Origin of the sequence: Haloferula sp., assembly GCF_049672945.1 — a bacterium.
Classification (GTDB): domain Bacteria; phylum Verrucomicrobiota; class Verrucomicrobiia; order Verrucomicrobiales; family Akkermansiaceae; genus Haloferula.
In genome coordinates, this window is sequence record NZ_JBATWY010000054.1 from 103,096 (window position 1) to 118,141 (window position 15,046).

Annotated in this window: 11 protein-coding genes; 8 read left to right on the forward strand and 3 right to left on the reverse strand. The window is 58.5% G+C overall.

What is annotated here, in order from left to right; translation table 11 throughout:
• Positions 1-4 precede the first annotated feature (4 nt).
• A complete protein-coding gene (locus WBG04_RS04825) occupies positions 5-391 on the reverse strand; it encodes a hypothetical protein (RefSeq protein ID WP_424313246.1) in 387 nt (128 codons plus the stop codon).
• Positions 385-1,026, reverse strand: coding sequence for an RNA polymerase sigma factor (locus WBG04_RS04830; protein ID WP_424313247.1), 642 nt, complete (start codon positions 1,024-1,026; stop codon positions 385-387). The genes WBG04_RS04825 and WBG04_RS04830 overlap by 7 nt, the downstream gene beginning before the upstream one ends.
• Before the next feature lie 274 nt (positions 1,027-1,300).
• On the opposite strand from WBG04_RS04830, the gene WBG04_RS04835 reads away from it, so the two are divergent.
• Together WBG04_RS04835 and WBG04_RS04840 are read left to right on the forward strand one after the other, a co-directional pair.
• Entirely contained in the window at positions 1,301-4,750 is a 3,450-nt protein-coding gene (locus tag WBG04_RS04835; RefSeq protein WP_424313248.1) for a glycosyl hydrolase, read from the forward strand.
• Between the two features lie 38 nt (positions 4,751-4,788).
• Positions 4,789-6,186: a sulfatase-like hydrolase/transferase gene (locus WBG04_RS04840; RefSeq protein ID WP_424313249.1), complete on the forward strand. Its 1,398-nt coding sequence runs from the start codon at positions 4,789-4,791 to the stop codon at positions 6,184-6,186.
• 12 nt (positions 6,187-6,198) lie between these two features.
• Here the strand turns inward: WBG04_RS04840 and WBG04_RS04845 are convergent, their stop codons facing one another.
• On the reverse strand, positions 6,199-6,972 hold the full coding sequence (locus WBG04_RS04845; RefSeq protein WP_424313250.1) for a 3-keto-disaccharide hydrolase: 774 nt from the start codon (positions 6,970-6,972) through the stop codon (positions 6,199-6,201).
• A gap of 318 nt (positions 6,973-7,290) precedes the next feature.
• Here WBG04_RS04845 and WBG04_RS04850 point away from each other — a divergent pair, with 318 nt between their 5' ends.
• From WBG04_RS04850 to WBG04_RS04875, 6 genes are all read left to right on the forward strand, one after another.
• The gene (locus tag WBG04_RS04850; protein ID WP_424313251.1) at positions 7,291-9,471 is read left to right on the forward strand and encodes a carbohydrate-binding family 6 protein; all 2,181 of its coding nucleotides are present in this window, start codon (positions 7,291-7,293) and stop codon (positions 9,469-9,471) included.
• A 188-nt stretch (positions 9,472-9,659) separates the two neighbouring features.
• The gene (locus WBG04_RS04855) at positions 9,660-12,206 is read left to right on the forward strand and encodes a histidine kinase (protein WP_424313252.1); all 2,547 of its coding nucleotides are present in this window, start codon (positions 9,660-9,662) and stop codon (positions 12,204-12,206) included.
• The gene (locus WBG04_RS04860; protein ID WP_424313253.1) at positions 12,203-12,838 is read left to right on the forward strand and encodes a response regulator; all 636 of its coding nucleotides are present in this window, start codon (positions 12,203-12,205) and stop codon (positions 12,836-12,838) included. The genes WBG04_RS04855 and WBG04_RS04860 overlap by 4 nt, the downstream gene beginning before the upstream one ends.
• Before the next feature lie 145 nt (positions 12,839-12,983).
• Entirely contained in the window at positions 12,984-14,372 is a 1,389-nt protein-coding gene (locus WBG04_RS04865; RefSeq protein WP_424313254.1) for a purine-cytosine permease family protein, read from the forward strand.
• A 2-nt stretch (positions 14,373-14,374) separates the two neighbouring features.
• Positions 14,375-14,572, forward strand: coding sequence for a hypothetical protein (locus tag WBG04_RS04870; protein WP_424313255.1), 198 nt, complete (start codon positions 14,375-14,377; stop codon positions 14,570-14,572).
• A gap of 11 nt (positions 14,573-14,583) precedes the next feature.
• Positions 14,584-15,046 (forward strand): L-rhamnose isomerase (locus WBG04_RS04875; protein ID WP_424313256.1); only part of this gene is annotated, 463 nt, incomplete at its 3' end.

Sequence of the window (15,046 nt, forward strand, 5' to 3'; positions counted from 1 at the left end):
GAGCTCAACGAATACTCGATGGCTTCCGGTGTCGTAAAAGGAGGCCGCTGGCAATGAGAATGATCACGCACATCTGGGTCGGTTCCGGCACCGCTGAGATCGTGACACCCCATTGTAAGACCGTGGATTGATCACCCGGGGCAAGGTCTGCCACGAAGAGAGTCCATGTCCCGTTGGGATCCAAACCATTGAAGTTGGATAGGAAGCTGGTCGGCTCCACACTTCCGAACGAATCCAAAGGATCAATGTTCCGACCGTCCGGCTTGAAGGACATTTCAAAGATTCCTGCGTCGTGAATGTTCGTCGCAGCCGAATCATCGAGTGTCACATCCATCCCTGCGACACTCGATCCATCAAGATCCTCACTCGTGCGCCCGACCCGGTTCAACAAGACGCTGAATCCGGTATCCCTTCAGAACCAAGACCATCCATCAACTCCGGATCAGTTTCGTAGCTGCCATCACCGACCAGACAGGGTTTCAAGGATTCGAAGACCCTGATCCGATCGCGCTCCACATAGTACAATTCAAGCCGCCTCGTCGCCCGATCAATCAAGGCGATGGCCCATGACCTGTCGAAACTCAAGTCGTCTTCTGCCCTTTCCAAGGCACCCACCGCCTCGGCTTGGAGACGCTCCTCCGCCCAAGGCCCGTCAATCGGGACAATCGAGACCTCGCGTCCGCGCTTCAAGGTGTTCGCATCCCGCCATTGCTGAGCCAGAAAGTTCTTCATCCCACCCATCAGGAAGGATCGCAGACGACCCTTGTCCCGATCCGCCCGCTGGATGGAGTCCGAAGAAATCAGTCGCTCGAAAAAGGCCTGGGTCGCATCCTCCGCATCCTCGGGATTCAGCCTCTGCCTCCGCGCAAACGAATAAACCGGAAACCAGTACCTGCTGCAGAGGTCCTGCAAGGCATCGCGCGCCCGGTCCCCATCGTCGCCGTTTACCTGAAGCACGAGAGTCCACGGAGTCGCTGGAAATGCCGAGCGTTGGGGGTTCGCGTCATTCTCTTCTCCATGAGTCACACGATACTGTTAGGGGACAAGCGACCCCGGGCGCAAGACCAAGTAGGATTCGCAGCGGAACAGCTCCAAATGACGAGCCGTCCCTCCCCTGAATGTTCGGGACTCCTTCTTGCCGGACCTCGCTCGCTGTGCAGACTCTCCGTCAGGAACATTTCCCGCATTTCGACCTTCGACGCCGCCCTCTCAGTCGCTGATCTTCAGCACCCAAGCCGAACACCGAGCGGAATCGCGCAAGCACACCCTGCATCACTCAAGCCGTTTCACAAACTCACCCATGAATCGATTCGTTTCCTGCAAGCTAATCCTCGTTCTCACCTCCGTGCTTCCGCTGGCCGCCGCTGCCGATTCCCTGCAAGACGGCTTCACCTCCCCTCCGAAAGAAGCCCGCCCGGAGACCTGGTTCCACCTGATCAGCGGCAATGTCAGCAAGCCAGCCCTGACCACGGATTTGGAAGCGGTCAAAGCCGCCGGCCTCCAAGGCATTCAGCTCTTTCACGGCTCCGGACGCGCCTGGCCGGGCGTGACTCCCCAGATCCAGACGCTCAGTCCGACGTGGGACAGCATGATTTCCCATGTCGCCGATGAAGCCCAACGCCTGGATCTCCTATTCACCATGCAAAACTGCCCCGGCTGGGCGATGTCCGGCGGGCCGTGGATCACGCCGGACAAAGCCATGCGCCACCTCATCTGGAGCCGCTCGGAAGTCACCGGCGGCAGTGAGATCAGCATCGACCTCGCACTACCTCAGCCGAGCGAGGAAGACTGGCGCGACTATCAAGACGTCGCCGTCCTCGCCTTCCCCACACCAGAAGGCGACACCGGCGAGTTCCTCGAGCCGTTGGAACTTCGCAGCAACAAGCAGGACCTACCTTGGAAAGCTCTCCTCGAGGGCAAAGAGGACTTCACCGTCAAGATCCCTGTCGCGAAAGACCCCGTCTGGGTCGAGTTCGAATTCGCCGAAGCAGGCATCCTCCGTTCCATCGAACTGCCACCCATCTCATTACTCATGGCGCGCAGGATCTTCATTCCCGATTCACGCATCCGGATTCAGGCCATGATCGGCACGAAATGGCAGGACCTTATCACCCACGAGATCCCCTACGCAAACTGGCAGGACCGCCAGCCCGAGTATCCTTTCGTCCTCTCGATTCCAGATGCCGAGGCAAAAAAATACCGGATGATTTTCGAGAACCAACACGCGATGGCGCTCGCCTATCTCCGGCTGTCCTCCACCGCCCGCGTCCAGGACTGGCGTGCCCAGGCCGGCTTCGCCTTGCGCAAGATCCATCGCATCGATTCACCCGAACGAGATCCTGCGACCGTCATCGACCCAGACACGATCATCGACTTGAGCGAGCGGACTGACGGAAATGGCAAGCTCACCTGGACCGCGCCAGCCGGCCAGTGGACGGTCCTCCGTTTCGGCCACGTCAATACCGGCACGAAGAACAAACCGGCACCCCCGGAAGCCACCGGCTTCGAGTGCGACAAACTCTCGGCTGCCGGTGCCGAGCAGCACTTCGCCGGTTACATCGGCCGCATCAGTGCCGAAGGCGGCCCGGCGGACAAGGGCCGTCTGCAAGGCATGCTCATCGATAGCTGGGAATGCTACACGCAGACCTGGACGCCAAAGATGGAAAAAAAGTTCAGCGAGCGCCGGGCTTACCCGCTGCGCGACTGGCTGCCCGCACTCGCAGGATATGTCGTCGGCGACGCCCGTGCGACCGAGCGCTTCCTGCGCGACTGGCGTGCTACAATCAGTGACCTGCTGGTCGACAACTACTTCGGCCGTCTTGCCGAGCTCGCCCGCGAGCGCGGCATGAAGCTCTCCTTCGAGACTGCCATCGGCGACGTCTCACCCGGCGATATCCTCCGTTACCAGAGCAAGGCCGACATCCCGATGTGCGAGATCTGGAAACCGAACGACCCCCACATGGGCGGCTACGAGACCAAGCCGATCCACCCCACCGTCTCCGCCGGTCACATCTACGGCAAACCTCGTATCGCCGCTGAAGCCTTCACCGACATCACCCACGACTGGAGTGACCATCCTTTCAGCTACAAACACATGGCGGATCGGAACTTCGCCCTTGGGATCAACCATTTCGTCTTTCACACCTACACCCACAACCCGCTCGATAAAGTGCCCGGCACTTCCTTCGGCGGCCGGATCGGCTCGCCCTTCATCCGCGGCCAGACCTGGTGGAAACACATGCCGCTCTTCACCGACTACCTCGCCCGCTGCCAGCACCTGCTCCAGCAAGGTCAACCCGTCGCGGACGTGCTCTGGTATCTCGGCGACGACCTCGACCACCGACCCATTCAGAACGCACCCTTTCCCGATGGCTACGACTTTGACTACCTCAACCAGGACGTCCTTTTGAACCGCCTCGAAGTGGTCGATGGCAAACTGCGCACACCCGAAGGAACCACCTGGTCGGCGATCTGGCTTCCCGAAGAACAATGTCGCCGACTCTCGCCCGTCACGCTTGAGCGTCTCCGGAAACTCATCAACGAAGGCGCCACCGTGATCGGCAGCGCCCCGCTTGAAAACCCCAGCCTGGTCGGCGGAGACGCTGCCGACACACGCTTCACCGCACTCGTCGAAGAACTCTGGGGAGGCGAAAACAAGGGTGATCGGAGGATTGGAAAAGGACGTCTGCTCTGGGGGGACGACCTCGGAACCGCCCTCACCACCCTCGGCATTGAGCCCGATGTCAAAGGCCTCCGCAAGCTCGCCTGGAACCACCGCCGCACGGATGATTCCGAGATCTACTTCATCACCGCCGACCGCGCCACGCCGCTCGATGCGACCCTTGATTTCCGCGCCACCGGTCGCCCGGAATTCTGGGACCCTCTCACCAACACAACGGCACCCGTGTCCGTTTTTCAAACCGAAAATGGCCGCACCCGGATCCCGGTTCAGCTGCCCGCCGCCGGCTCCATCTTCGTCATCTTCCGCTCTGGCGAAGCACAACCCGCATTCACCCGCATCACCCTCGATGGCACCACCCTCATCGATGCGAATGAAACCTCACGAAGCGACAAAGCCGCCCCTTACCCTCACCTCGGTCTCCAGGGCAACATGCCGGTGCAGCCCAAGATCGCTCCCGCGCCCCTGAAGTTTGAGTTCCTCGAACAAGGCACCCGCCTCGCTACCTACCAGAACGGAATCTATCAGCTCAGCCGTCCGGACCAATCCACCATCGAGATCGTCAGCCGAGCAGTGAAGACCCTTCCCATCGATACCCCATGGACCCTCACCTTCCCCAAAGACTGGATGAAGCCTCACCAGCACCAGCTCTCCAAGCTGATGCCATGGTCATCGCTGAAAGAACCCTCGGCACGGGCCTTCTCCGGGACCGCCAGCTACCGCACCGAGATCGAAATCCCGACCCTTCAAAATGGCCAGCGAGCAATCCTCGACCTCGGACAAGTGGAGAACATCGCAGAGATCTTCATCAATGGAGAACGCGCCGCCACCCTCTGGTCACCACCCTTCCGCAGCGATATCACGGAGCTGCTTCAGCCCGGCAAAAACCAGGTGGAGATCAAAGTCACCAACACCTGGCACAACCGGCTCGCCTACGACGCCTCCCTTCCAGCAAAAAAACGCCGCACCTGGACCCTCGCCGGACCCAGCGCCAAATCACCTCTGATCGAGGCCGGCCTCATCGGCCCGGTGCACATCCACCTCGGTGAAACTCAGGCGATTCAGCCTTGATTCGAGAATCCCAAAACTCCTCTTTAAGAAAAATCCCAATGAAAACCTCGATCCTACTCTTCCTCTTCATGGCCGCATCCCTCCATGCCGCCTCGCAAGCCAGCAAGCCCAACATCATCTTCATCCTGACCGATGATCTCGGCTTCAACCAGATCGGCGCCTACGGTGACACACCAATCAAAACGCCGAATCTCGACCGACTCGCAGCAAATGGGATCCGCTTCAATGATGCCTACTCCGGCAACACCGTCTGCTCTCCTTCCCGCGTTTCTCTCTTCACCGGCCGTGATGGACGCCTGATGACGAACAACTCGAACTCGGTCCAACTCGAAGAACTCGACGTCACCTTCGCCCATGTCCTGAAGCGAGGCGGGTACGACACCGCCCTGTTCGGAAAGTATTCGATCGGATCCCAAATGGGCGTCACCGACCCACTCGCAATGGGCTTCGATACCTGGTTCGGGATGTATGCCATCCTCGAAGGGCATCGTCAGTACCCGACCTTCCTCTGGAGAGATGGAAAAAAGATCCGCATCGAAGAAAACGAAGGCGGTCGCAAGCAGGTCTACGCCCAACAAGTCTTCACCGAAGAAGCCATCAAATACATCAACGAAGATCGAAAGAACCCCTTCTTCGCCCTCGTCGCCTACTCATCCCCCCACGCCGACCTCGCCGCTCCCGAGGAATACATCGAGCCCTATGCCGACAAGTTTGAGGAAGTCCCCTACCTCGGCATGTCCACCGATATCGACCAGGACAAATATGCCTGGTACTACCCCGAAAAGGTCGACAAGCCGAACGCCACACTGGCGGGCATGGTCACCGCGCTCGACGACTATGTCGGCCAGATCGTCACCGCCTTGGAGAAAAAAGGCATCGCCGACAACACCCTGATCTTCTTCACCTCAGACAACGGCCCCCACGATGAAGGCGGAGCCAACCCGGCATTCTTCAAGGCTTCCGCTCCCTACAAGGGCATGAAACGGGATCTCTACGACGGCGGCATCCATGTCCCCATGATCGCCTACTGGCCAGCAAGCATCACCACAGGACGAGTCGACACCACCCCGTGGGCCTTTGCCGATGTCCTTCCCACCTTTGCCGAGCTCGCAGGTGTCAACCTCAAGGAAGTTCCCCGCGTCAAAACCAACGGCCACTCGATCGCCGGGCTTCTAACAGACAAGCCGACACCACTCCCCGAACGTACGCTCTACTGGGAGTTTGGAAAATTCGCCGGCGACCCGAACTCGGGAATCATCGGTGAGGTCTTCCAAGCCGCCCGCCGCGGTCAATGGAAGGCCGTCCGCTACGGACTGGAAGCCCCCATCGAGCTCTATGATCTCGATGCGGACCCGGGCGAAACAAAAGACCTCTCAAGCACCGAGCCCGAGATCCATCAGCAGTTCACCGAGCTCTTCGAAGAACACAAAGACTGAATTCGCCGCCGCCTATTGGCCAAGTTCCTTCAGCCGGATATTCCGAAACAGCACTTTGCCCTTCTTCGCCTTGTGGACCTGAAGCCCGAAAAAGCCCTTTGAGTAGGTGCCATCACCAATCCAGTACGATGCAGGAACGCCATTGAGCCATGTCTTCACCTCGTTCCCCTTGGCCTCGATCGTCAAACGATTCCAACCGTCAGGAATGAGCGCCGTTCGAGCCGCCTGATGCTCCTTCAGCCACAGCGGATAGAAATAGCCACCACATGACTGCCCATAGACCCCACCGGACCAATTCCGGTCACCGGAGATCCCTTCCATCTCCGCCTGGGGTCCGAAAACCTCTTCCGTCGATCCCTTCTTGCGCGTCGCGGCACGGAACATCACTCCTGAGTTGAGATCGATCTCCCATTTGATCTCACAGGTGAAAATAAAGTCTTCGTAGTCACTCCTTTCAGTGCAGAGATAGGTGCTGGGACTATCCGGCACACAGGTCCCGACGATGACTCCATCCTTAACCTCAAAAGTCGAGTCACCCCCTTTGGTCGCCCAGCCGGAGAGATCCTTGCCATTGAATAGCTCAACGAAGCCTGGCTCAAGCTCAGGCTCTTTTGACTCATTCAAGAGCATCTCACCCGGTTTGGGCACATTCTCTTGCTCCTTGTAGCGCTTGTACCAATCACTCTGACTTGGATCGATGGTTCCAGCTCCCGCAATTGCGCTTCCGAGCAGTAAGATCACACTTGTTTGAGCCACCAGCAGCGCTCTCCATTGATTTTTTCTCATGATTTTTCGTTGTCGTTCTTTGATGTTACCACCGTATCGGATCCAAGGTTTTGTTCGGCACCAACAGGCGGCCGACACCCGCGAGCTCCTTTTCTCGAATTCACTGCCCTTCAAGAGCAAAGAGAAAACTCCACGTGTGATTCATTGATCCGGAAGGTCTCGCGGGTTAAGATCATGAACCATTCTTCACCCATGCTGCATGCCACGTATTCTAGTGACAAAGCTCAAAGGGCACCAATCCTGACAGTTTGGCGAAAAATACTTCAGGACTGTTCAAGTGGACATCCCCAAACTACCCTTACCGATAAACCATTTCTCATGATCATGCGTTACGTCCCCGCCATCATCGCAACCCTGGTTCTCGCCATCCACAGCCTGAACGCAGAGCCCGTGGATCCAAGGATTCAATTCGCCAAAAACGCCCTGTCGCAAACCGGTAGCGACCACCAAATCCGCCTGAAGCTCGTGCCGGAGGACAAGGAACTGAAAGCTGAAGGATTTCGGATCTCCAACGAGGAAGGCCACCTTCTCGTGACGGCTCTCGACCCGGCAGGCTTGATGTATGGGGGACTGGAAGTCGCGGAGCGCCTTCGGACGGCGAAGCCCCGATTGATCGACGATTCCATTCACAACCCCTACATGGCGATGCGAGGCATCAAGTTCAACGCGCCCCTCGACGCTCGAACCCCCAGCTACTCGGATGCTTCAGACGCCGCCCAAGCCAACATTCCGGAGATGTGGAGTTTCGACTTCTGGAAGGAAACCATCGATACCCTTGCCAAATCCCGCTACAACTACATCTCTCTCTGGAGCCTTCACCCCTTCCCCTCATTGGTGAAGGTCCCCGGCTACGAGAAGGTCGCTCTCAATGACGTGCTCCGTTCCCGCACGATACGGGAAAACGAAAACTACTCACTTTGGGGAGTCGGCATCGTCACTCCGGAGATCCTCAAAAATGCCGAGGTTGTTCGTGAGATGACCATCGACGACAAGATCGACTTCTGGCGAAAAGTGATGACCTACGGTAAGTCTCGTAACATCGACTTCTATTTCATCACCTGGAATATCTTCACCGATGGCACCTTCGGCCAGTATGGCATCACTGACGACATCGAAAACCCCGTCACTCGTGACTACTTCCGCAAAAGCGTGAAGGAAATGTTCGTAACCTACCCCGACCTTGCCGGTATCGGGCTCACCACCGGCGAGAACATGCACAAGCAACCCATGCAGGCCAAGGAAGACTGGGCCTTCGCGACCTACGGGCAGGGAGTCCTCGACGCCGTCAAAGCCCTGCCCGGCCGGAAAATCCGCTTTATCCACCGCCAGCATCAAGCGAGTTCCCAGGCAATTCTCGACACCTTCAAACCACTCGTCGAGAACCCGGATATCGATTTCATCTTCAGCTTCAAATACGCCAAGGCCCATGTCTACAGCGCCACCAAACAGCACTATCATCAGACCTTCGTCAAAGACCTCGAACCGCGAAAGGTCAAAACGATCTGGACGCTTCGGAATGACGATACCTTCTACTTCCGTTGGGGCTCGCCCGCCTTCGTCCGGGAGTTCATCAAAAACATTCCCTACCGTGTTTCCCAAGGCTACTACCTGGGATCCGATCAGTGGATCTGGGGTCGCGAGTTTCTTCACCGCGATGGTGACGGCCAAGGAGAACTCGAACTCGTGAAACATGAGTATCAATGGATGCTCTGGGGTCGCCTCGGCTACGATCCATCACTCTCTGAAGAACGAATCATCGCCTGGCTCTCGCAGCGCTTCGCCATTTCCATGGATGACGCGACGGCGCTGCAGGAAGCATGGCACCAAGCGTCCATGATCTACCCGGCGGTGACGGGCTTTCACTGGGGTGCCCTTGACTTCCAATGGTACATCGAAGGCTGCCAAAGCCGCGCGGGACATTCCGAAAGCAAAACCGGGTTCAACGATGTCGACCGCTTCATCACCCTCCCACCCCATCCTCTGGCCGGCTATCAATCGATTCCCGATTTTGTTGCAGGGAAGAAATCCGAACACACCGCTCCTCTTCAATTGGCGACTGAAATCAATCACCATGCCGCCGAGGCCGATCGATTGATCTCCACTCTCAAGCCAGGCGCAGGCTCCGAGTTGGAGCGAGTCACCACCGACATCCGTATCGTCGCAAGCATGGGTCGCTACTACTCGAACAAGATCCGTGCGGCGACTCAACTGGCCCTCTTCCGGAAAACCAAAGAACCCCAGCAGCAGCAGGAAGCCATCGCCGCACTCGTCGAAGCAGCACGCGATTGGAAAACCTACACCGAAGCCGTTCTCGAACACTACAGGAATCCGCTGTGGACCAACCGAGTCGGCGACGTCGACCTCAAGAAGAACTACCTGGGCACCCTCGAAGACATCCGCCTCGCGGGCGGCGACCCGATTGCCGAGGGTCTTCCTGAAGCAATCACCGCAACGCATCAGCCCGTTTCACGGCCGTGGGAGCAGTCCGATTCGGAATAAACACACTTCATCGGGAGATCACTTCTCCCAAACCATGTTCTTCCCACGAAGAATCCCGCATCCCCTAAACGTGGGAGATGCCCTGTTGAGAAACCTTGGATCCAGTATGTTTCGCTCGCTCCAACCGGTGCCTCCGTGACTGCTAGCAATGTCACGACTCGCCTCGCACACGGGCTTCTGCTCAGATCATGTCTGTGGCCCACCGCCTTCTCACGCTCCTGACCTTTTTCCTGCCAAGCGCGGTGGGATGGTCCGACACACTCACTCCCTATTCGTCAGACGAGCACACCCTCCACCTCTGGCACCTCGACGAGGCCGCCCCTCCCTTCAAAGACAGTGGTCGTTTCCCCACTCCTCTGCTTGGCCTCCTGAACGGAGCCAAACCGGGACAGCCCTCCATCGCCAATCTGAAAAATGCCGTCTCCTTCAATCATCACGCTGGCGGCGAGCTTGGAAGCAGAAGTCTCAAAGGCGCGATCCTGACGATCTCTCCGAAGCTCCACCCCGACAACCGGGACAATGCTCCGAGCTCGTTCAAGTACTTCGGCGATGGGGGAGCGTTCACCTACGAAGCACTCTTGAAGTTCGATCTGCTGCCAGCCGACGCCGCCTCTCCGGAGATGATGATCCTCTCAATGGACGACGATATCGACGGTCGGATTTTCAGCCTGCTGATTGATCGCCAGAGAGTCCTCACTTTTGCCCCCATGAGTGATAGCGGATCGCAGGGAGGCGCACTCGCCGCCATCCCGACCGAGGGACTTCATGCCATCAATACCGAGGACTGGTTTCATGTCGCCATCACCTACAATGGGATTCCGAACCTCGCGAACAACGTTCAGATCTACTGGACACGGATCTCGCCCGAAGTTGAGAAAGCAAACCGCATCGGCAGTGGCACGCTCATCCACGACTTCAACGGCCGAGTTGGTGACTTCGCCATCGGCAACGAGGCCCGCCAATCCGACTCCACAGACGGTGAGTCCAGTCCCTTTCCCGGACGGATCGATGAAGTCCGGATCAGCTCAGTCGCCCGCAACGCGCGTGACTTCATCCTCGTCCCACCCGGCGAGCGCATCCCTTCGAAAGCGATCTCGGATAGGAACAATCCGCTGCCCGGATTCGACGAACTCCCGCTCTTTCTCGCCAACGTACTGGTCGATGGAGAGTCCACAGACTTTCAAAGCACCAATGGCGAGACGCTTGTCCTCGAGCCCGGACTGCACCGCCTCGATTTCGACTTCACCTACCCATCCGGACCCGCCAACGAACCCGTACAGTTCCACTGTCAGTTGGAAGGCGTCGACGAAAATTGGAGAGAGAGCACCCGCGGCATGAGCATGGTTTGCCAGGTCAGGAATGGGCAAAACCAGATCATCTCCGAAGCAAAATTCAATGCCGTCGGCAGCAGCAAGGGGTGGGAGAACAGTCCGGAAGAATCAATACGGACGTCCCGCGCCGAACCGCTTTTCATTCCCTCCGAAGGTCGGCAGATCTACATTGCCATCACCTCGGGATCTCCGGATACAACCGGCACGTTCGTTATCGACGACATCGACATCAGCCTGCCCGGCAAGGACAGCATTCCCCTCTGGCAAAACGGCGACTTCAGTCGCGGTGACGACCTCGATTCACCATTGGGACTTCCCCAACGCTGGAGCCGCCGTGGCAGCGATCCGAGCATCGCTCAGGTTTCGGGGGAGGGCCCGGGGCTGGCCCTGACGCTTTCCGACGGCGATCAAACCCACTTCGGAGAATGGGCCTGCATCCAGAATTTCGACCCCATCATTTACGGAGGTCGCACGGTCATCATCTCGTGGAGCGAGGCCTACAACATCATTGGCGGAAGCCTTCACCGCGCCACTTATGTCAATGTCCCTCCCGGAAGCTACAAGTTCCGCGCAATCGGACTCACCACCGGCGAACCACCAACAACCGCAAGCCTCTCACTGCCCATTGTCATCCGACTGCCCATCTGGCAACGCCCCTGGTTCCTTCCGGCCCTCACATCCGCAGTCGTCGCACTTTGCGCCCTCTACATACTCCGCACCGTCAGGCGTCGCAATCGACGACGGATGCGGGAACTCGCCTTTCAAAATGCGCTGGAACGCGATCGAACCCGGATTGCGAGAGATATGCATGACGACCTCGGAACCCGGATCACCGTCCTGAACCTCTCCGCCTCCATGGCCTTGCGGGAACTCGACCGCGACCCCGAAAGCTCGCGACGCCATCTGGGCAAGCTCAACCACTCCGCCCGTGATCTCGTCGTCGCCATGGACGACCTCGTGTGGGCAGTCGACCCCGCACACGACAGCCTTGATCAACTCGCCTCCCACCTGACTCGCCTCGCTGACGAGATCTTTCGCGATAGCCCGATCCGCTGCCGTCTCGACATCCCTTCGCTCCTGCCACCCCGTGCCTTGGGCTCGGACTTCCGACATCAGCTGAGCCTTTCCGTGAAGGAAGCCCTTCACAACGTGTTGCGCCATGCAGGTCCATGCGAAGTACGACTTTCATTGAAGTACGACGATGATCGTATCACCATAACAATCGCCGACGACGGCAAGGGCTTTGAAACCAGCGCCCAAAGCAGCAGGCACGGGCTCGCCTACCTTGCCGACCGCCTCAAGGAAATCGGGGGCACCTGCACCATTGACTCTTCTCTAACAGAAGGCACCCGGATCGTCTTCGACTGCCCACTCAAGAATGCCAACCAGCCATCGCCATCATGACCGAATCAAGCCACACCATCGCCATCGTTGAAGATGACCCAAGCCTGCGGGAAACCCTCTCCGATCTCATCTCCGCGACCAACTCACTCCAACTCATCGGCGCATTCGAATCGGCGGAAGATGCCCTTGAAGCGCTCTCGGAAAATCCACCGACCGTCGTCCTCATGGATATCCAACTACCGGGCATGTCAGGCATCGAGTGCGCCGCCCGCCTCAAGGAAAAATCCCCAAAAACCCAAATCATGATGGTCACCGTCTACGATAACAATGACCGGATCTTCGATGCCTTGGCAGCCGGTGCTTCAGGATACCTTCTCAAACGAGACGCCCCCGACAAACTCATTGAGTCGCTCGACGACCTCATCGCCGGCGGCTCGCCGATGTCCAGCGCGATCGCCCGCAAAGTCGTCCAGAACTTCCGTAAACCGACCACCACCAAGGCCAAGGACCTCGACCTGACCCCGCGCGAAACCCAGATCCTCGACCAGCTCGTCAAGGGCTCCCTTTACAAGGAAATCGCCTGGGATCTTGGCATCGGTGTCGAAACCGTGCGCACCCACCTCCACAATATTTACTCCAAGCTTCACGTCCGCACCCGCACCGAAGCCGTCGTGAAATACCTCGGCCACTGAGCCCCGCTCTCTCCCACCAAGTCGGGGTGCCGGATTATGGCAGGATTTTTGATTCCCTGAAGAAGCGTTTCTTGTAATTCTATTGACCCGGCGCCCGTGATTTTAAAGGTTCCGCGCGAAATCCACCGAAGACCCATCCACCACCATGGCTGAAACCCAGAAAGAATCCACGAACGAGTACGAACGGACACCCGTTCCGGATAAGGCACTGAAAGGACCCGGAAAATTCTGGGGCATGTATGCCGGCGAGCACACCGCCGGCACCGAGTTCATGATCGGGCCGCTGTTCCTCGCGGCTGGCGCCAGCATCCAGAATCTCGTCGTGGGCCTGCTGCTCGGCAACATTCTCGCCACCCTCACCTGGCGCTTTCTCGTCACGCCGATCGCCATCAGAAAACGCCTCACGCTCTACTACCAGCTTGAGCGCATCGCCGGTGGAAACGCCGTCAAACTCTACAACTTCGTCAACGGCCTGCTCTTCTGTTTCCTCGCCGGTGCGATGGTCACCGTCTCCGCTTCAGCCGTCGGTGTGCCATTCGGCATTACCTTCGATGTCCCTGAGAACTGGTATGAACTCAGCACCCCGGCATTTACCATCATCGTCCTGATCGTCGGTGCCGTCATCGCCGCCATCGCCTGCCGCGGCTACGAAACCGTCGCACGCGTCGCGAATATCGCCGCCCCATGGATGATCATCGTTTTCGCTGCCTGCGGTCTGGTCTCTTACGCCCAGATGAGCTCCGGCACTCCCTACACATGGGATGACGCCATCGCCTTCATTCAGGATAAAAACGGAGCTGATGACTTCGGCTTCTGGAAAATCGTGGTCTTCGCCTGGCTCTGCAATGGAGCCATGCATTTCGGCATGGCTGACCTCTCGGTCTTCCGCTTTGCGCGCAACAAGTCCTCCGGTTGGGCACCCGCCATCGGCATGTTCCTCGGCCACTATGTCGCGTGGATCTGCGCCGCGCTGCTACTCGCCGCCATGCTCAAGGTCAATCCCGATGCCACCCTCGGCCCCGACGGCAAAGTCATCGCCAACCCCGGCCTGCTCGCATGGCAGGCCATCGGCTGGACTGGGATTGTCTGCGTGGTCATCGCCGGCTGGACAACCGCGAACCCGACGATCTACCGCGCCGGACTCGCCTTCCAGGGCATGTTCCCGAAATCCAAGCGCACGGTCATGACCCTTATCGCCGGGCTCATCGCCACTATCGCCGGAGCCTTCCCGACGCTCTCCGCACAGCTTCTCGGCTTCGTCGGCACCTACGGCACCATCCTTGGTCCGATGGGCGCGGTCATCTTCGTCGATTTCTGGCTGATGAAACGCTTCGGCCTGCGCAACGAATACGCGGAAACCACGGGCTCGAGCTTCAATCCAGCCGTCCTCATCGCCTGGCTGCTTCCCGTCGCCGTCGGCCTCTTTCTCATCTTCCAGAAAGGTGTCTTCGCCATCTACCTCGTGATCCCCTGCTGGATCGCCTGCGGCCTGCTCTACATCATCCTCAGTAAACTCACTCAAAAGAAAGCCTGACCATGAAAGCCTTCAAAGCAATCGCCGTGATCGGCCTCCTTGCCACCGCCATCGGCCCCATCCTCCTGTTCACCGGCACCATCGACCTCCCGACCAACAAGATCGTCATGCTCATCGGCATGATCGTCTGGTTCATCGGCGGCATTCCATGGCTCGGATCGAACAAACTCCAGCCCACAGACTCACAAGTCGAAATCTAACACCCGGCCCCATGCCATCCCAGAACTCATCCCCTTATTCCGAAGCCCAAGAACGCTACAGCGAACTTGGCGTTGACACCGAAGTCGCGCTCGACCGCCTTTCCAAAATCCCCGTCTCCATCCATTGCTGGCAAGGCGATGATGTCGGCGGCTTCGAAGCCTCCGACGGCGAACTCGGCTCCGGCCTCGCCGTTACCGGCAACTATCCTGGAAAAGCACGCACGCCCGACGAACTCCGTCAGGACCTCGAAAAAGCGCTCAGCCTGATCCCCGGCGACCACCGCCTGAACCTCCACGCCATCTACCTTGAGTCCGACACCCCGGTCGAACGCGATGCCATCGAAACCAGGCACTTCCAAGGCTGGATCGACTGGTGCAAATCCCAGAACCTCGGCCTCGACTTCAATCCATCCTGCTTCTCACACCCGAAAGCCGACGATGGTTTCACCCTCTCCTCCGCCGACGACGGCATCC